The following is a 16,268-nucleotide window of genomic DNA, read 5'->3' on the forward strand; positions in this document are numbered from 1 at the left end:
GGGATGGAGGGGGAATGGCGGGAGTAAAGGAGCGCGCCGTTTTGGTCCTGGAAGACGGCACCGTCTACCGCGGCTACGCCTTCGGTGCCCGGGGGAAGACGGTGGGGGAGGTGGTCTTTAACACCGCCCAGACGGGCTACCAGGAGATCATGACCGACCCCAGCTACCACGGGCAGATCGTGGTCATGACCTACCCCCACCAGGGCAACTACGGGGTCAACGTCTATGACATGCAGTCCAACCGCCCCTGGGTGCGGGGCTTCGCGGCCAAGGAGTTCAGCCGGGTGGCCTCCAACCCCCGGGCCCAGCAGACCATCGGGGAGTTCATGGAGTTCTACGGGGTGGTGGGGATTGAGGGCATAGACACCCGGGCCCTGGTGCGCAAGATCCGGGAAGGGGGGGTCTTGAAGGGGGTGATCGCCCACGCAAGCCTCTACGGCACCCCCGACCACGCCTTCACCGAGGAGGAGCTGGAAGCCCTTCGCCAGGAGGCCAAGGCCTGGACGGACATTGACGGGCGGGACATGACCCCTGAGGTCTCCACCCCCCTGCCCTACGCCTGGCCCACCTTGAAGTCGGGGCGGCGCATCGTGGTCATGGACTTTGGCATCAAGCACGCCATCGTGGAGAACCTGGCCGCCTTGGGCTTTGAGGTGATCGTGGTCCCCGGCAAGACCCCGGCGAGCCAGATCATGGCCCTGGAGCCCCATGGCCTCCTCATCAGCAATGGCCCCGGCGACCCCTCCATGCCCCGCTACGCCCACGAGACCATCTGGAAGCTTATGGGGCTTCTGCCCACCTTTGGCATTTGCCTGGGGCACCAGCTTCTGGCCTTGGCGGCGGGGGGGCGCACCTACAAGATGAAGTTCGGCCACCGGGGGGCCAACCACCCGGTGAAGAACCTCCTCACGGGCAAGGTGGAGATCACCAGCCAAAACCACGGCTACGCCGTGGACATAGACTCCCTCAAGGAGTTCCGCCCCACCCACATCAACCTGAACGATGGGACCCTCGAGGGCATGGCCCACGCCCGCTACCCCGTCTTCTCCGTGCAGTACCACCCCGAGGCCGCCCCCGGGCCCCACGACGCCCTCTACCTCTTCCGCCGCTTCTTGGAGGAGGTGGAGGCCTTCCACGGGGCCACGGGCCTCCCCGTGGAGAAAAGCCGCCCCGACCGGCACGGGGTCTAGTAGTCCATGCCCCGGATGTTTCCCTCCTCGTCCACGTCAATCCGCAGGGCTTGGGGCACCTTGGGCAGGCCGGGGAGGGTTTCAATCCCGCCCATGTAGACCACCACGAAGCCCGCCCCGAAGCGGCACTTTAGGTCCGTGACCCGCACGGTGAAGCCCGTGGGCCGGCCCCGGAGCTTGGGGTTATCGGACAAGGAGGTGGCGGCCTTGGCCATGACCACGGGCAAGGCCTCGCACCCCTCCTTCTTGGCGGCCTTAAGGGCCCGCTTGGCCTCCTCGCTCCACTCCACCCCCTGGGCCCCGTAGACCTTTTGGGCGATGGCCGCCACCTTTTCCTCCAAGGGGGCTTCCAAGGGGTAGAGGGGGCGGTAGGCGTGGGGAAGGGAGAGGGCTTCCAGCACCTTCTCCGCCAGCTCCAGGCCCCCTTCGCCCCCCTTGGCGTACACCTCGCTCAAGGCGAAGGGCAGGCCCTGCTCCTGGGCGAAGTCCCGCACCAGGGCGATCTCCTCCGGGAGGTCCGTGGGGAAGCGGTTCAGGGCCAAAACCGGGGTGTAGCCGAAAAGCCGCACGTTTTCCACGTGCTTTTCCAGGTTGGCCAGGCCCGCCTTCACCGCTTTGAGGTCGGGCATCTCGTAGGCGTCCTGCCCCCCGTGGTAGCGCAGGGCCCGGATGGTGGCCACCAGGACCACCGCCTCTGGGACGAGCCCCGTGGTGCGGGCCACCACGTTCATGAACTTCTCCATGCCCAAATCCGTGGCGAAGCCCGCCTCCTGGACCACGTAGTCCGCCAGGCCCAGGGCGAAGAGGCTTGCCCGCACGGAGTTGGTGCCGTGGGCGATGTTGCCAAAGGGCCCCATGTGGACGAAGGCGGGGTTCCCCTCCGCCGTCTGCACCAGGTTGGGCCAGAAGGCCTGGCGCAGGAGGGCGGCCATGGCCCCCACCGCCCCCAGGTCCTTGGCGTAGACCGGCTTGCCCTCGAGGGTGAAGCCCAGGCGGATCTCCCCCAGACGCCGCTTCAGGTCCTTGAAGTCCCGGGCCAGGCTCATGAGGGCCATGACCTCGCTGGCCACGGTGAGCTCAAACCCCCCTTCCCGGGGCACGCCGTGGGCCTTTCCCCCTAGGCCCAAGACGATGTGGCGCAGGGCCCGGTCGTTCATGTCAATGGCCCGCTTGAGCTCCACGCGCCTCGGGTCAATCCCCAGCTCGTTCCCTTGGTGCAGGTGGTTGTCCAAGAGGGCGTTGAGCAGGTTTACCGCCGAGGTCACGGCGTGGAAATCCCCGGTGAAGTGGAGGTTGATCTCGTGCCGGGGCTCAATGCGGGCCTTCCCGCCCCCCGTGGCCCCGCCCTTCACCCCGAAGACCGGGCCCAAGGAGGGCTCCCGCAGGGCCAAGGCCGCCCGCTTGCCCAGCCGCCACAAGCCGTCCACCAGGCCGATGGCCGTGGTGGTTTTGCCTTCCCCCGCCGGGGTGGGGGTGATGGCGGTGACCAGGATGAGGCGCCCCTTGGCCTTGGGGGGGTCGCCCAGGACCTTGGCCATGTGGGGGCCGTAGAGGTAAAGCCGCTCGCGGCCTAGGCCGAGCTTGGCCGCCACCTCCTCTATGGGAAGAAGCGCTTCCTTGACAATCACGGGGTAAGCTTACTCCTCCCCCCTAGGGAGAGAAGTCCCGGTTCCCCCCCGAAAGCACCAGGGCCAGGGTCTTGGGCAGGCTCGCCCCGTGCTCCAGCACCGCCGCCAGGGGCAAGGCCCCCGTGGGCTCCACCACCTGCTTGGCGCGGGTGAAGAGGAGGCGTTCGGCCTCGAGGATGGCCTCCTCGCTCACGGCCAAGACCCCGTCCGCCTTTTCCTTCAGGATGGGGAAGGTGAACCGCCCCAGGCTTAGGGTGCGCACCCCGTCCGCCCGGGTCTTGGGGGCCTTTTCCAGGCGCACCCTCTCCCCGCGGAGGAGGCTTTGCCGGGCGTCGTCCGCCCCCACGGGCTCCACCCCGTAGACCCAGGTGGTGGGGGAGAGGGCCTTGATGGCGGTGGCCAACCCGGCGAGGAGCCCACCCCCACCCACGGGGGCCAGGACCGCCTCCGGGAAAAGCCCTTTTTTTGCCGCCTGGGCCAAAAGCTCCAGGCCCACCGTGCCCTGCCCCGCCACCACCCAGGGGTCGTCAAAGGGGTGGAGGAAGGCGTAGCCCGTTTCCTGGAGGAGGGCTTGGGCCACCTCCTCCCGGTTCTCCACCGTGACGCCCCGATCCACGATCTCGGCCCCGTAGGCTTTGGCCGCCTCCTTCTTGAAGGGGCTTGCGTCCTCGGGCATGACGATGAGGGCCTTGACCCCGAGCACCCGGGCAGCGTAGGCCACCCCTTGGGCGTGGTTGCCGCTGGAAACCGCCAGGAGGCCCTTGGGGTTTTCCAGGGTGAGGGCCTTGGAAAGGGCTCCCCGTGCCTTGAAGCTCCCCGTCTTCTGCAGGTGCTCGGCCTTGAGGAGGAGGCGCTTGCCCAAGAGGGCGTTTAGGAGCCTCGAGGTGAGGAGGGGCGTGCGGTGGGTGTAGGGGGCGATGCGGCGGAAAGCGGCGTGGAGGTCCGCAAGGTCCATGCCCCCATCATGCCAGGGTGGACACCCCCGCCCAAGGGCGCTAAAGTGGTAGGGGTATGGACTTCCTTTACACCCTCGTCATCCTCCTTTACCTGGGCGTGGCCGGGCTTTTGGTCTACTTGGTCTTGGTGCAGGAGCCCAAGCAGGGGGCCGGGGACCTCATGGGCGCTTCCACCGACCTCTTCTCCGCCCGCGGCGTCACCGGGGGCCTTTACCGCCTCACCGTGGTCCTGGGGGTGGTCTTCGCCGCCTTGGCCCTCTTGATCGGCCTCTGGCCCCGTTGACAAGTGGCCCTCCCCCCGGTACCATAGGCGTTGCCTGGGGCCGTGGCGCAGTTGGGAGCGCGCCTCAATGGCATTGAGGAGGTCAGGGGTTCGAATCCCCTCGGCTCCACCAGAAAGCCCCCCGCAAGGGGGGCTTCCGCTTGCGGGAAGCCCGTGGCTTGGGTATAGTGGAAGACCGGTGGGCCCTTTGGGGCTTCGGGAAGGGGAAGGCCATGTTCGCGATCGTCAAGACGGGTGGAAAACAGTACCGGGTGGAGCCCGGGCTTAAGCTCAAGGTGGAGAAGCTGGCCGCCGAGCCCGGCAGCCACGTGGAGCTCCCCGTCCTGCTCTTGGGGGGCGAGGGGGTGCGGGTGGGGACCCCCTTCGTGGAGGGGGCCAAGGTGGTGGCCGAGGTGCTGGCCCACGGCCGGGGCAAGAAGATCACCATCTCCAAGTTCAAGGCCAAGGTCCAGTACCGGCGCAAGAGGGGGCACCGCCAGCCCTACACCGAGATCCTCATCAAGGAGATCCAGGGGTGAGCCATGGCGCATAAAAAGGGTCTAGGTTCTACCAAAAACGGCCGCGACTCCCAGGCCAAGCGCTTGGGCGTGAAGCGTTACGGCGGCCAGGTGGTGCGGGCGGGCAACATCCTGGTCCGCCAGCGGGGCACCAAGTTCAAGCCCGGCAAGAACGTGGGCATGGGCCGGGACTTCACCCTCTTCGCCCTGGTGGACGGGGTGGTGGAGTTCCAGGACAAGGGGCGTCTGGGCCGTTTCGTGCACGTGCGCCCCTTGGCGTAAGGTGTTCCAAGACGTTCTCCTCATCACCGTCGCCGCCGGCAGGGGCGGCGACGGCGCCGTTTCCTTCCGCCGGGAAAAGTTCGTGCCCAAGGGGGGGCCGGACGGCGGGGACGGGGGGCGGGGGGGGAGCGTGTACCTGCGGGCCCGGGGGAGCGTGGACTCCCTTTCCGAGCTCCCCAAGCGCACCTACAAGGCCGAAGACGGGGAGCACGGCAAGGGAAGCGGCCAGCACGGCCGCTCCGGCAGGGACCTTTACATTGAGGTGCCCCGGGGGACCCGGGTCTACGACGCCGACACCGGGGAGCTTCTGGGCGACCTAACCCAGGAAGGGGAGGTCCTCCTGGTGGCCCGGGGCGGGGAAGGGGGGCGGGGGAACGTCCACTTCGTCACCCCCACCCGCCAGGCCCCCCGCTTCGCCGAGGCGGGGGAGGAGGGGGAAAAGCGCCGGCTCCGGCTTGAGCTCATGCTCATCGCCGACGTGGGCCTCGTGGGCTATCCCAACGCCGGAAAGTCCAGCCTGCTGGCCGCCACCACCCACGCCCACCCCAAGATCGCCCCCTATCCCTTCACCACCTTAAGCCCCAACCTGGGGGTGGTGGAGCTTTCCGAGGAGGCCCGCTTCACCCTGGCGGACATCCCCGGGATCATTGAGGGGGCGAGCCAAGGCCGGGGCTTGGGCCTGGAGTTCCTGCGCCACATCGGCCGCACCCGGGTCCTCCTTTACGTTTTGGACGCCACGGAGGAACCCAGGCGGACCCTCGCCACCTTGCGCCAGGAGGTCGGCGCCTACGACCCCGCCCTCCTCCTCCGCCCGGCCCTCATCGCCTTGAACAAGGTGGACCTCCTTACCCCCAAGGAGGTGGAGGCCAAGGTGGCGGAGCTCCTTCCCGAGGGCCTTCCCGTCCTGCCGGTGAGCGCCCTAACCGGGGAGGGGTTGGACGCCCTAAAGGAAGCCCTTTGGGGCCTGGTTCAGGCCACCCCGGCCCCCGAGCTTCCCAAGCCCGCCTTCCGCCAGGAGGTGCGGGCGGGGGTGGAGGTGGTGCCCGTGGCCGAGGGGGTCTACGAGGTGCGGGCCCCCGAGGTGGAGCGCTACCTGAAGCGGATTAAAGGCGATCTGGCCGAGGCGGCGGGGTATCTGCAGGAAGTCTTCAAGCGCCACGGGGTGGAGGCGGCCCTCCGGGCCAAGGGGGTGCGGGCGGGGGACGTGGTCCGCCTTGGGGGAATGGAGTTTGAGTACATCCCGGAGGGCTAGGGTGCGGATCGGCCTGTTCGGCGGCTCCTTTGACCCCATTCACCTGGGGCACCTCATCGCCGCCAGCGAGGCGGCGAGCGCCTTGGGCCTGGACCAGGTCCTCTTCGTGGTGGCCGCCCGTCCTCCCCACAAGACCCCGGTGGCCCCCCCGGAGGCCCGCTACGAGATGGTCCTCCTGGCCACGGCGGGGGACCGGCGGTTTTTGGCCTCGAGGCTGGAACTGGACCGCCCGGGGCCGAGCTACACCGTGGACACCCTGGAGGAGGCCCGGAGGCTCTTCCCTGAGGACGAGCTCTTCTTCATCACCGGGGCCGACGCCTACCGGGACGTCCTCACCTGGAAGGAGGGGCACCGCCTTCCCGAGCTCGCCACCCTGGTGGCCGTGGCCCGCCCGGGGTATCCTTTGGAGGCCATGCCCGTGCCCGTGGTGCCCCTTTGGGTGCCGGAGGTGGGCATCTCCAGCACCGAGATCCGGCGGCGCATCCGCCAGGGGCTTTCCGTGCGCTACTGGGTGCCCCGGGCCGTGGAGGTGTACCTTGAAAAGCACGCCCTTTACCGCTGAGCTGGTGGAGAAGGTAAAGCCCTTGGTGCGTCCCGAGCGGTGGGCGCACATCCTGCGGGTGGCGGAGCTCGCCCGGGCCATCGCCGAGCGAAACGGCTTAGACCCCGAGCGGGCCTACCTGGCGGGGCTTCTCCACGACGCCGCCCGGGACCTTCCCTTGGAGGAGCTTGTGCGCCTGGCCCCCCCGGAGAACGAGGTGGAAAAGGCCCACCCCTTGGCCCTCCACGGCCGGGCGGCACGGAGGCTTGCGGAGGCGTGGGGGGTGGAGGACCTCGAGGTCCTGGAGGCCATAGAAGGGCACGTGTACGGGGTATTCCCTGAAAACGCCCTGGGCATGGCCCTCTACGTGGCCGACGTTTCCGAGCCGGGGAGGGGGGTGAACGGGGAGATCCGGGAGCTCGCCCTTTCGGGGAAGCTTCTGGAGGCCTACCGGAAGGCGGTGGTGAACAAGGTGAACTACCTCCAGAGCAAGGGCATCCCCGTCCACCCCAAGACCCTAGCGGTGTACGAGCGGCTCCAGTATGCGCCCTAGGGTTTCCTTCCTCCTCTTGGCCCTCTCCCTCTTTGCCCTAGGGGCGGTGCTTTCCCTGCCGCGGCTGGGGAAGGAGGAGGCGGTGCGCCCCGTGCGGGCGGGGGCCTTGCCGGAGATGGGGGTGGTGGTGGCGGCCCGGGACATAGACTACTGCGGCTACCACACCCCTTGCGGCCCCGGCTCCCGCACCGACACCATCTTCTACCTGCGCCTAAAGGGGCAGGAGGCCAAGGGGGTGGCCATCCCCCGCGACCTCTATAGCCCCGTGGTGGGGGGCAAGGTGAACGCCGCCTACGGCCGGGGCGGGGCGGAGCTCTTGAAGCGGGCGGTGGCCGAGGCCACGGGGATGGTGGCGGAAAGGCACCTTATCCTCACCCTGGAGAGCGTGGCCCGGGTGGTGGACGCGGTGGGGGGGGTGGAGGTCTATTTGGAAAGGCCCATGCGCTACACCGACCGGGCGGCCAAGCTCTTCATAGACTTCCCCGCAGGCCGCCTCCATCTAAACGGGGAAGAGGCGGTGAAGTACATGCGCTTCCGGCACGACGCCCTGGGGGACTACGCCCGGCTGGACCGCATCAAGGAGGTGGTGGTCCAGGTCCTGCGCAAGGCGCAAGACCCCCGCACCTGGCCCGCCCTGGTCCTGGCCTTGCGGGAGGCTTGGGCGGAGCTGGACACCGACCTCTCCTTGGAGGAGGTCCTGGGCTACCTGCCCGCCCTTCGGGGGCTAAAGGTTTCCCTGGCCACCCTGCCCACCCGGGAAGGCCCAGGCACCTTCCTCTACGTGGACGAGGAGGCCCGGGCCCGCTTCCTCGCCGCCTTCTTCGGCGCAAGCCCTCCCGCGGCACCCCCAGAGGCCCCGGTGGTCCTGCGGGGGGAGGGGGCGCTTTTGCGCTGGGGGCAGGCCCTTTTGGAAAAGGAGGGGGTGAGGCCGGTGTTGGAGGAGGCGGAGGTGGCCAAAAGCGCCGTTTACACCCAAGACCCCCTGGCCGGGCTCTACTACGCCGAGCTCTTCCACCTGCCCCTCCTCGCCCCCCATCGGCCCCTGGCGGGCGTGCTGGTGGAGCTGGGGAAGGACCTGCTACAATGAGGCTAGATGGTGAAGACCAAGGAGGCGGTGGAGCTCGTCGGACGCATCAAGGATCTCCTTTGGGAAAAGAAGGCGGAGAACGTGGTGGCCCTGGACCTCAGGGCCGTTTCTGAGAGCCTGGACTACTTTGTGGTGGCCAGCGCCACCAGCGCCCCCCACCTGGAGGCCTTGGGGCGGCACGTGCAGGAGAAGCTGGAGGAGGAGGGCCTGTTCCCCCGGCCCACGGAGGGGCAGAGCCCCCGCTGGGTGGTGCTGGACTACGGGGAGGTGGTGGTCCACCTCATGACCCCCGAGGCCCGGGAGTACTACGACCTCGAGGGCTTCTGGGCCGACGCTGAGCGGCTCTAGCTACTTGATCCTGGGCGGGGCCAAGGGCCCCATGATGAACCGCTGAAAGGCCAGGTAGAAGCCCAGGTAAACCAGGAGCTGGAACCAGAAGCTCTCCGCCACCTTGAGCCCCAAGGCCGCGGCCAAGAGGATCAAGGCCACCGCCCCCAGCATCACCAGGGTGGTGCGGAGGAAGATCCCGGGGAAATACTTTAGGGCTTCGCGGAAGGTCTTGGGCCGGCGCGCCTCCCACTCCTTCAGGGCCTTTTTCTTGAGCTTCTCTTCCCGTTTTTTCCTGCCCACGGGCAAAGTATACTGGGCCCCGTGAACGTGGTTCGCACCGTGGCGGAACTCCGGGCGGCCTTGCCCCGGGAGGGGGTGGGCTTCGTGCCCACCATGGGCTACCTCCACGCCGGCCATCTGGCCTTGGTGCGAAGGGCCCGGGCGGAAAATCCCTTTACGGTGGTCTCCATCTTCGTCAACCCCTTGCAGTTCGGGCCGGGGGAGGACTACCACCGCTACCCCCGGGACCTGGAGCGGGACCGGGCGCTTCTGGAGGAAGCGGGGGTGGACCTCCTCTTCGCCCCCAGCGTGGAGGAGATGTACCCCCCAGGCTTCGCTACCCGGGTGTCGGTGGAAGGCCCCCTCACCGCCCTTTGGGAAGGAGCGGTGCGCCCCGGCCACTTCCAAGGGGTGGCCACGGTGGTGGCCCGGCTTTTCCTCCTGGTGGGGCCTAGCCGGGCCTACTTCGGCGAGAAGGACTACCAGCAGCTTCTCTTGATCCGCAAGATGGTGCGGGACCTGGGCTTTCCCCTGGAGGTGGTGGGGGTGCCCACGGTGCGGGAGGAGGACGGCTTAGCCCTTTCCAGCCGCAACGTGTACCTCTCCCCCGAAACGCGGAAGAGGGCCAACGTGCTCTACCGGGCCCTTGCGGCCATGCGGGAGGTGGCGGGGAAAGGGGGCAGGGTGGCGGAGGCCCTGAGGGCGGGGGAAGCGGTGTTGGCGGAGGTCCCCGAGTTTAGGAAGGACTACTTGGCCCTGGTGCACCCGGAAACCCTCCTGCCCCTTTCCGACTGGGTGGAGGGGGCCAGGGGCATCGTGGCCGGGCGCTTTCCCGAAGCCAGGCTCATTGACAACCTGGAGGTCTACCCATGAGCGAGGCCCTGCAAGAGGGAAAGCAAAGCCTCCTGGAGATGCTCAAGGCCATGGTCCAGGCCCGGGCCTCGGATATCCACCTGCAGGCGGGGGCCCCTCCGGTGGTGCGGGTGGACGGGAAGCTTAGGCCTTTTGGCAACCGGCCCCTGACCCCGAAGGACACCGAGGCCATCGTGCGGGCCCTCCTCACCCCGGAACAGCTGGAGGAGCTGGAGTACCGCAAGGAGATGGACTTCGCCTACACCATCCCCGGGGTGGCCCGCTTCCGCTGCAACCTCCTCCGGCAACGGGGAAGCTTTGGCCTGGTGATGCGGGTGGTGGCGGAGGTCATCCCCAGCTTTGAGGCCCTGGGCCTCCCCCGGGAGGTGATGGAAAGCCTCGCCGCCAAGGAGCGGGGCCTCATCCTGGTCACGGGGCCCACGGGGAGCGGCAAGAGCACCACCCTGGCGGCCCTCATTGACCACATCAACCTTCACTACGCCAAGAACATCATCACCATTGAGGACCCCATTGAGTTCCTGCACAAGCACAAGAAGAGCCTCGTGGTCCAGCGGGAGGTGGGGCTGGACACGGACAGCTTCTACACCGGCCTCAAGTACGCCCTCCGCCAGGACCCCGACGTGATCATGGTGGGGGAGATGCGGGACCGGGAGACGGTGGAGGCCGCCCTCATGGCGGCGCAGACGGGCCACCTGGTCCTCTCCACCCTCCACACCCTGGACGCCTGGCGGACCATCAACCGGATCATTGACTTCTTTCCCCTGCACGAGCACCGTCAGGTGCGCATCCTCCTCGCCGAGTCCCTCCTCGGCATCCTCTCCCAGCGCCTCCTCCCCAAGGCCGACGGCCAGGGCCGGGTCCTCGCCTTGGAGATCCTCATCGCCACCCCCTACGTGCGGGAGCTTCTCAAGGACGAGGAGAAGACGCCCCAGATCAAGGAGGCCATGATGGAGGGGGCCCTCTACGGGATGCGCACCTTTGACCAGCACCTGGTGGAGCTCTACACCGAGGGGCTCATCTCCCTGGAGGACGCCCTCTCCGCCGCCACCAGCCCCCACGAGTTCCGGCTCCTCCTCACCAAGGCCACGGGGCAGACCTACTGATGCCCTTTCCCTCGCCCGCCTGGCCCAAAAGAAGCCCCGTGGGAACCCTTTTCCGGGCCCCCAGGGGGTGGGGCCGTTCCACGCTTCCAGAGGGGGTATAATCGGGCGGGAGGCGTTTATGCTGGTAACGGGTCTAGAGATCTTGCGCAAGGCGCGGGCGGAAGGCTACGGGGTCGGGGCCTTCAACACCAACAACATGGAGTTCACCCAGGCCATCCTCGAGGCCGCCGAGGAAATGAAAAGCCCCGTGATCCTCGCCCTCTCCGAGGGGGCGATGAAGTACGGGGGCCGGGCCCTCACCCAGATGGCGGTGGCCCTGGCCAAGGAGGCGCGGGTGCCCGTGGCCATCCACCTGGACCACGGCTCCAGCTACGAGAGCGTCCTCAAGGCCCTCCGGGAAGGCTTCACCAGCGTCATGATTGACAAGTCCCACGAGGACTTTGAAACCAACGTCCGGGAGACCAAGCGGGTGGTGGAGGCGGCCCACGCCGTGGGGGTCACGGTGGAGGCGGAACTGGGCCGCCTGGCGGGGATTGAGGAGCACGTGGCGGTGGACGAGAAGGACGCCCTCCTCACCAACCCCGAGGAGGCCCGGATCTTCATGGAGCGCACCGGGGCCGACTACCTGGCGGTGGCCATCGGCACCAGCCACGGGGCCTACAAGGGGAAGGGCCGCCCCTTCATTGACCACCCCCGCCTGGAGCGCATCGCAGGGTTCGTTCCCGCCCCCCTGGTCCTCCACGGGGCGAGCGCCGTGCCGCCCGAGCTCGTGGAGCGCTTCCGCGCCGCCGGGGGGGAGATCGGGGAGGCGGCGGGCATCCACCCCGAGGACATCAAGAAGGCCATCGCCCTGGGCGTGGCCAAGATCAACACCGACACCGACCTGCGCCTGGCCTTCACCGCCCTCATCCGGGAAAGCCTGGGCAAAAGCCCCAAGGAGTTTGACCCCAGGAAGTACCTGGGCCCGGCCCGGGAGGCGGTGAAGGAGGTGGTGAAAAGCCGCATGGAGCTCTTTGGCTCCGTGGGCAAGGCCTAAAGGCCCGGGCCTTTGGCGTAGCATGGGCCCATGAACCCCGTGCACTTCATCCGCGAGAAGCGGGAAGGAGGCAAGCACCGGAAAGAGGACCTAAAGGCCTTCCTCCTCGGCTCCCTAAGGGAGGAGGTCCCGGACTACCAGGTGGCCGCCTGGCTCATGGCCGCTTTTCTCCGGGGTCTGGACCGGGAGGAGACCCTTTGGCTCACCGAAACCATGGCCTACTCGGGCAAGGTCCTGGACCTCTCGGGCCTGCCCCACCCCGTGGACAAGCACTCCTCGGGCGGGGTGGGGGACAAGGTGAGCCTGGTGGTGGGGCCCATCCTGGCGGCCAGCGGGTGCACCTTCGCCAAGATGTCCGGCCGGGGCCTGGCCCACACCGGGGGGACCATTGACAAACTGGAGTCCGTGCCCGGCTGGCGGGGGGAGATGACAGAGGCGGAGTTTTTGGAAAGGGCCAGGAGGGTTGGCCTGGTCATCGCCGCGCAAAGCTCCGACCTCGCCCCCCTGGACGGGAAGCTTTACGCTCTAAGGGACGCCACCGCCACCGTGGAGAGCATTCCCCTCATCGCCAGCTCCATCATGAGCAAAAAGCTCGCCGCCGGCGCGCGGAGCATCGTCTTGGACGTGAAGGTGGGCAAGGGGGCCTTCATGAAGACCCTGGAGGAGGCCCGGCTCCTGGCGAGGACCATGGTGGAGATCGGCCAAGGGGCAAAAAGGCGGGTGAAGGCCCTCCTCACCAGCATGGAGGCCCCCTTGGGCCGGGCGGTGGGGAACGCCATAGAGGTGCGGGAGGCCATCTTGGCCCTTAAGGGGGAAGGCCCCGAGGACCTCGTGGAGGTAGCCTTGCGGCTTGCGGAGGAGACGCTTCTTCTGGAGGGCTTAGACCCAGGCCTTGCCCGGAAGTCCTTGGAAAGCGGGGCCGCCTTGGAGAAGTTCCGCGCCTTCCTCGAGGCCCAAGGAGGCGACCCCAAGGTGGTGGAGGACTTCTCCCTCCTTCCCCTGGGGGAGGAGCTTCCCCTAAGGAGCGAGGAGGCCGGGGTGGTGCGGGAGGTGGACGCCTACCGGGTGGGCCTGGCGGTGCTGGCCTTAGGGGGTGGGCGGCGCAAGAAGGGTGAGCCCATTGACCACGGGGTGGGGGTCTACCTCCTCAAGAAGCCCGGGGAGCGGGTGGAGCGGGGCGAGGCCCTGGCCATCCTCCACCACCGGGGCCGGGGGGTTGAGGAGGCCTTGGCGCACCTGCGGGAGGCCTTCGTCCTGGGTGAGGCGGCAAGCCCCAGCCCCTTGGTCCTCGAGGCGGTAGGGTAGGGTATACTCTTCCGGATGAAAAGGCGGCCCGTGCGCTACACCCTCCTCCTGGCCAGAAGCGGCGGGGGAAGCCGCGCCTTAAGCCTTCCCGGGTGGGCGGCCCTCCTCCTCTTGGCCCTTTTGGCCCTCTGGAGCGGGGCCAACCTTTACTTCTGGCACCGGGCCAAGGAGGCCCGGGACCTGGAGGCGAGAATGCGGGCCCTCTCCCTGGAGGCCCGGAGGCTTTCCTTGGCCTTGGAGGCGGAAAAGGCCAAAAACGGGGCGCTTTCGGAGGAAGCGGAGCGCACCAAGAAGGAGCTGGAGGCCTTAAAAAAGGCCATAGACGAGCTCCGCCGCCGCGCCGGGCTTTCCCCGATAAACGCCCTCCCCGTGCGCTACCAGGCGGGGGGCCAGGGCGGGGGGGCCATGGCGGGGTGGGCGGAGGTGCGGACCACGGTGCTGGACCTGCAAAACCAGGTGCGGGAGCTGGTCCCAGCCCTGGAGCGGACCTTGGAGGTGGAGGCGAGCCTACCCCAGGGGCTTCCCTTGCGGAGCTATGGGGGCATCACCTCCTTTTTCGGCACCCGCAAGAACCCCTTCGGCCCCGGCCTGGAGTTCCACGACGGCCTGGATTTCTCCGCCCCTTACGGGGCTCCCGTGTACGCCACGGGGGGCGGGGTGGTGGCCCGGGTGGGCTGGATGGGGCCCTATGGCCTCGCCGTCCTCCTGGACCACGCGGAGGGGTACCAGACCCTTTACGGCCACCTCTCCCGCGTGCTGGTGCGGCCTGGGGAAAGGGTGGAAAAGGGGCAGGTGCTGGGCCTGGTGGGCTCCACCGGCCGCTCCACCGGGCCCCACCTCCACTACAGCGTCTACCGCCAGGGGGTGGCCCTGGACCCCAGGCCCTACCTCCAGGCCCACCGGTAAAATGGGGCGGATGCTGGCAAGGAGGCAGAACACCCTCACCTACCTGGGCCCCGAGACCGAGGTCCTGGGGGACCTCAAGGCCAAGGGCCAGGTGCGCATTGACGGCCTGGTGCGGGGCTCGGTCTACGTGGAGGGGGAGCTGGAGGTGGGGCGGACGGGCCGCATAGAGGGGGAGCGGGTGGAGGCCCAGGCCGTCCAGATCCACGGGGAGGTGAAGGCGGACATCACCGCCGCCAAGGTGGCCCTTTCCAAGACCGCCCGCTTCACGGGAAGCGTGCGGGCCCAGGCCCTGGACGTGGAGGCGGGGGCGGTCTTCATCGGCCAGAGCCTAGCGGGGGAGAGCCGGGCCCTCGAGGCCCCCAAGGAGGCGTAGCGTGGCCCTGGAGAGGCTTTTTCGCCGCAAGCGCCCAAGCGGAGAAAACCGGGACGTCCCCGAGCTTTGGACCAAGTGCGAGGCCTGCGGGGCCCAGCTTTACAAGAAGGAGTTTAGGGAAAACCTCTACGTCTGCCCCAAGTGCGGCCACCACCACCGCATGTCCGCCGCGGAGCGGGTGGCCATGCTGGCGGATGAGGGAACCTTCCAGGAAACCACCCGCCTCGCCCCCTTGGACCCCTTGGGCTTCGTGGACACCAAACCCTACGCCGAGCGCCTCCAAGCCTACCAGAAGGAAACGGGGCGCAAAGACGCCATCCTGGGCGGCACCTGCGCCATCGGGGGGGTTCCGAGCGTCCTCTTGGTCATGGACTATGCCTTCGCCGGCGGGTCCATGGGGAGCGTGGTGGGGGAGGAGATCGCCCGGGGGGTGGAGCGGGCGGCGGCGGAGGAAAGGGCCTTGGTCATCGTGGCCGCCTCGGGGGGGGCGAGGATGCAGGAGGCGGCCCTTTCCCTCATGCAGATGGCCAAAACGGTGATGAGCCTGGACCTCCTTTGGGCCAAACGCCTTCCCTACGTTTCCATCCTCACCGACCCCACCACGGGCGGGGTCACGGCCAGCTTCGCCGCCCTCGCCGACGTGATCTTCGCCGAGCCCGGGGCCCTCATCGGCTTCGCCGGCCCCCGGGTCATCCGCCAGACCATCCGCCAGGAGCTTCCCGAGGGCTTCCAGCGCGCGGAGTTCCTCCTGAAGCACGGCATGGTGGACCGGGTCACGGACCGGCGCCAGCTCAAGGGCGAACTGGTCCGGGCCCTGCGCCACCTGCACCCCGGAGTCCCGTATGCCCCTGGAGTTTGAAAAGCCCATCCTGGAACTGGAAAAGCGCATCCAGGAGCTCAAGGAGACCGCCCGCACCACGGGCGTGGACCTGGAGGCGGAGATCCGCCTCCTGGAGGAGCGCTTGGCCCGGCTCAAGCAGGAGATCTACGGCCACCTCTCCCCCTGGCAGCGGGTGCAGCTCGCCCGCGCCCCGGGGCGGCCCACCACCCTGGACGTCCTGGAGAAGGCCTTTCGGGACTTTTTGGAGCTCCACGGGGACCGGGCCTTCGCCGACGACCCCGCCATCGTGGGGGGGCTCGCCTACCTGGAGGGGGAAAAGGTGGTGGTGGTGGGCCACCAGAAGGGGCGGGATACCAAGGAAAACCTCAGGCGCAACTTCGGCATGCCCCACCCCGAGGGCTACCGCAAGGCCATGCGCCTCATGGACCTGGCGGACCGCTTCGGCTACCCCCTCATCAGCTTCATTGACACCCCGGGGGCCTACCCCGGGGTTTCCGCCGAGGAGCGGGGCCAGGCCTGGGTCATCGCCCAGAGCATCCAGCGCATGGGGCGCCTGAAGGTGCCCGCCATCGCCGTGATCCTGGGGGAGGGGGGAAGCGGGGGGGCTTTGGCCATCGGGGTGGCCAACCGGGTCCTCATCCTGGAAAACGCCTGGTACTCGGTGATCAGCCCCGAGTCCTGCGCCGCCATCCTCTGGCGGGACGCCAAGGAGGCCCCCAAGGCGGCGGAGGCCCTGAAGCTCACGGCCCAGGACCTCTTGGCCTTGAAGGTGGTGGATGCCATCATCCCCGAGCCCGAGGGCGGGGCCCACAAGGATCCGGACCGGGCCATACAGAACGTGAAGGAAGCCCTCTTGCGGACCCTGGAGGAGCTGAAGGCCCTTTCCCCGGAGGCGCTTTACCAAGACCGCTACCGCCGCTTCCGCGCCCTGGGGGCTTACGCCGAGTCTTAAG

General features: G+C 68.4%; 20 protein-coding genes and 1 tRNA gene. 18 read left to right on the plus strand and 3 right to left on the minus strand.

The annotated features are described in order from the left end of the window. Positions 1 to 14 precede the first annotated feature (14 nt). On the plus strand, positions 15 to 1,190 hold the full coding sequence (carA, locus tag L0D17_RS01370) for a glutamine-hydrolyzing carbamoyl-phosphate synthase small subunit (protein WP_039459444.1): 1,176 nt from the start codon (positions 15 to 17) through the stop codon (positions 1,188 to 1,190). Here carA and L0D17_RS01375 read toward each other — a convergent pair. Next, a complete protein-coding gene (locus L0D17_RS01375) occupies positions 1,187 to 2,818 on the minus strand; it encodes a formate--tetrahydrofolate ligase (protein WP_243093630.1) in 1,632 nt (543 codons plus the stop codon). The genes carA and L0D17_RS01375 overlap by 4 nt on opposite strands. 22 nt (positions 2,819 to 2,840) lie before the next feature. Then, positions 2,841 to 3,773, minus strand: coding sequence for a threonine/serine dehydratase family protein (locus tag L0D17_RS01380; protein WP_243093631.1), 933 nt, complete (start codon positions 3,771 to 3,773; stop codon positions 2,841 to 2,843). Positions 3,774 to 3,829: 56 nt separating this feature from the next. Here L0D17_RS01380 and secG point away from each other — a divergent pair, with 56 nt between their 5' ends. From secG to rsfS, 9 genes are all read left to right on the plus strand, one after another. After that, positions 3,830 to 4,057 (plus strand): preprotein translocase subunit SecG, encoded by a 228-nt coding sequence (gene secG, locus L0D17_RS01385; protein ID WP_243093632.1) that lies wholly within the window; start codon positions 3,830 to 3,832, stop codon positions 4,055 to 4,057. Between the two features lie 36 nt (positions 4,058 to 4,093). Continuing rightward, positions 4,094 to 4,169, plus strand: a tRNA-Ala gene (locus L0D17_RS01390). A gap of 100 nt (positions 4,170 to 4,269) precedes the next feature. Beyond that, the gene (gene rplU, locus L0D17_RS01395) at positions 4,270 to 4,575 is read left to right on the plus strand and encodes a 50S ribosomal protein L21 (RefSeq protein ID WP_243093633.1); all 306 of its coding nucleotides are present in this window, start codon (positions 4,270 to 4,272) and stop codon (positions 4,573 to 4,575) included. Between the two features lie 3 nt (positions 4,576 to 4,578). After that, positions 4,579 to 4,836: a 50S ribosomal protein L27 gene (rpmA, locus tag L0D17_RS01400; RefSeq protein ID WP_039459437.1), complete on the plus strand. Its 258-nt coding sequence runs from the start codon at positions 4,579 to 4,581 to the stop codon at positions 4,834 to 4,836. 1 nt (position 4,837) lies between these two features. Further along, a complete protein-coding gene (gene obgE, locus L0D17_RS01405) occupies positions 4,838 to 6,088 on the plus strand; it encodes a GTPase ObgE (RefSeq protein ID WP_243093634.1) in 1,251 nt (416 codons plus the stop codon). A 1-nt stretch (position 6,089) separates the two neighbouring features. Further along, complete coding sequence (gene nadD / locus L0D17_RS01410) at positions 6,090 to 6,650, plus strand: nicotinate-nucleotide adenylyltransferase (RefSeq protein WP_039459435.1); 561 nt, start codon at positions 6,090 to 6,092, stop codon at positions 6,648 to 6,650. Beyond that, entirely contained in the window at positions 6,625 to 7,182 is a 558-nt protein-coding gene (yqeK, locus tag L0D17_RS01415; RefSeq protein WP_039459433.1) for a bis(5'-nucleosyl)-tetraphosphatase (symmetrical) YqeK, read from the plus strand. Before nadD ends, yqeK begins: the two co-directional genes overlap by 26 nt. Continuing rightward, a complete protein-coding gene (locus tag L0D17_RS01420; protein ID WP_243093635.1) occupies positions 7,172 to 8,269 on the plus strand; it encodes an LCP family protein in 1,098 nt (365 codons plus the stop codon). Before yqeK ends, L0D17_RS01420 begins: the two co-directional genes overlap by 11 nt. Positions 8,270 to 8,275: 6 nt before the next feature. Then, positions 8,276 to 8,617 carry a ribosome silencing factor gene (gene rsfS, locus L0D17_RS01425; RefSeq protein WP_039459428.1) on the plus strand — a complete coding sequence of 114 codons (342 nt, stop codon included), beginning with the start codon at positions 8,276 to 8,278 and terminating at the stop codon, positions 8,615 to 8,617. On the opposite strand, the gene L0D17_RS01430 is transcribed toward rsfS, so the two are convergent. Then, positions 8,618 to 8,899: a hypothetical protein gene (locus L0D17_RS01430; protein WP_243093636.1), complete on the minus strand. Its 282-nt coding sequence runs from the start codon at positions 8,897 to 8,899 to the stop codon at positions 8,618 to 8,620. Between the two features lie 21 nt (positions 8,900 to 8,920). Here L0D17_RS01430 and panC point away from each other — a divergent pair, with 21 nt between their 5' ends. From panC to L0D17_RS01470, 8 genes are all read left to right on the plus strand, one after another. Continuing rightward, on the plus strand, positions 8,921 to 9,751 hold the full coding sequence (panC, locus tag L0D17_RS01435; RefSeq protein ID WP_243093637.1) for a pantoate--beta-alanine ligase: 831 nt from the start codon (positions 8,921 to 8,923) through the stop codon (positions 9,749 to 9,751). Then, positions 9,748 to 10,854, plus strand: coding sequence for a type IV pilus twitching motility protein PilT (locus tag L0D17_RS01440; protein ID WP_243093638.1), 1,107 nt, complete (start codon positions 9,748 to 9,750; stop codon positions 10,852 to 10,854). The genes panC and L0D17_RS01440 overlap by 4 nt, the downstream gene beginning before the upstream one ends. Positions 10,855 to 10,972: 118 nt before the next feature. Further along, positions 10,973 to 11,890 carry a class II fructose-1,6-bisphosphate aldolase gene (fba, locus tag L0D17_RS01445; RefSeq protein WP_243093639.1) on the plus strand — a complete coding sequence of 306 codons (918 nt, stop codon included), beginning with the start codon at positions 10,973 to 10,975 and terminating at the stop codon, positions 11,888 to 11,890. A gap of 30 nt (positions 11,891 to 11,920) precedes the next feature. Further along, the gene (locus L0D17_RS01450; RefSeq protein ID WP_243093640.1) at positions 11,921 to 13,195 is read left to right on the plus strand and encodes a thymidine phosphorylase; all 1,275 of its coding nucleotides are present in this window, start codon (positions 11,921 to 11,923) and stop codon (positions 13,193 to 13,195) included. A gap of 15 nt (positions 13,196 to 13,210) precedes the next feature. After that, positions 13,211 to 14,101: a M23 family metallopeptidase gene (locus L0D17_RS01455; protein WP_243093641.1), complete on the plus strand. Its 891-nt coding sequence runs from the start codon at positions 13,211 to 13,213 to the stop codon at positions 14,099 to 14,101. 10 nt (positions 14,102 to 14,111) lie between these two features. Continuing rightward, on the plus strand, positions 14,112 to 14,474 hold the full coding sequence (locus L0D17_RS01460) for a bactofilin family protein (RefSeq protein WP_243093642.1): 363 nt from the start codon (positions 14,112 to 14,114) through the stop codon (positions 14,472 to 14,474). A gap of 1 nt (position 14,475) precedes the next feature. Continuing rightward, positions 14,476 to 15,333 (plus strand): acetyl-CoA carboxylase, carboxyltransferase subunit beta, encoded by an 858-nt coding sequence (gene accD, locus L0D17_RS01465; protein ID WP_039457814.1) that lies wholly within the window; start codon positions 14,476 to 14,478, stop codon positions 15,331 to 15,333. Further along, complete coding sequence (locus L0D17_RS01470; RefSeq protein WP_243093643.1) at positions 15,317 to 16,267, plus strand: acetyl-CoA carboxylase carboxyltransferase subunit alpha; 951 nt, start codon at positions 15,317 to 15,319, stop codon at positions 16,265 to 16,267. Before accD ends, L0D17_RS01470 begins: the two co-directional genes overlap by 17 nt. Position 16,268 lies beyond the last annotated feature (1 nt).

The organism is Thermus thalpophilus, assembly GCF_022760915.1.
GTDB classification, from domain to species: Bacteria; Deinococcota; Deinococci; order Deinococcales; family Thermaceae; genus Thermus; species Thermus thalpophilus.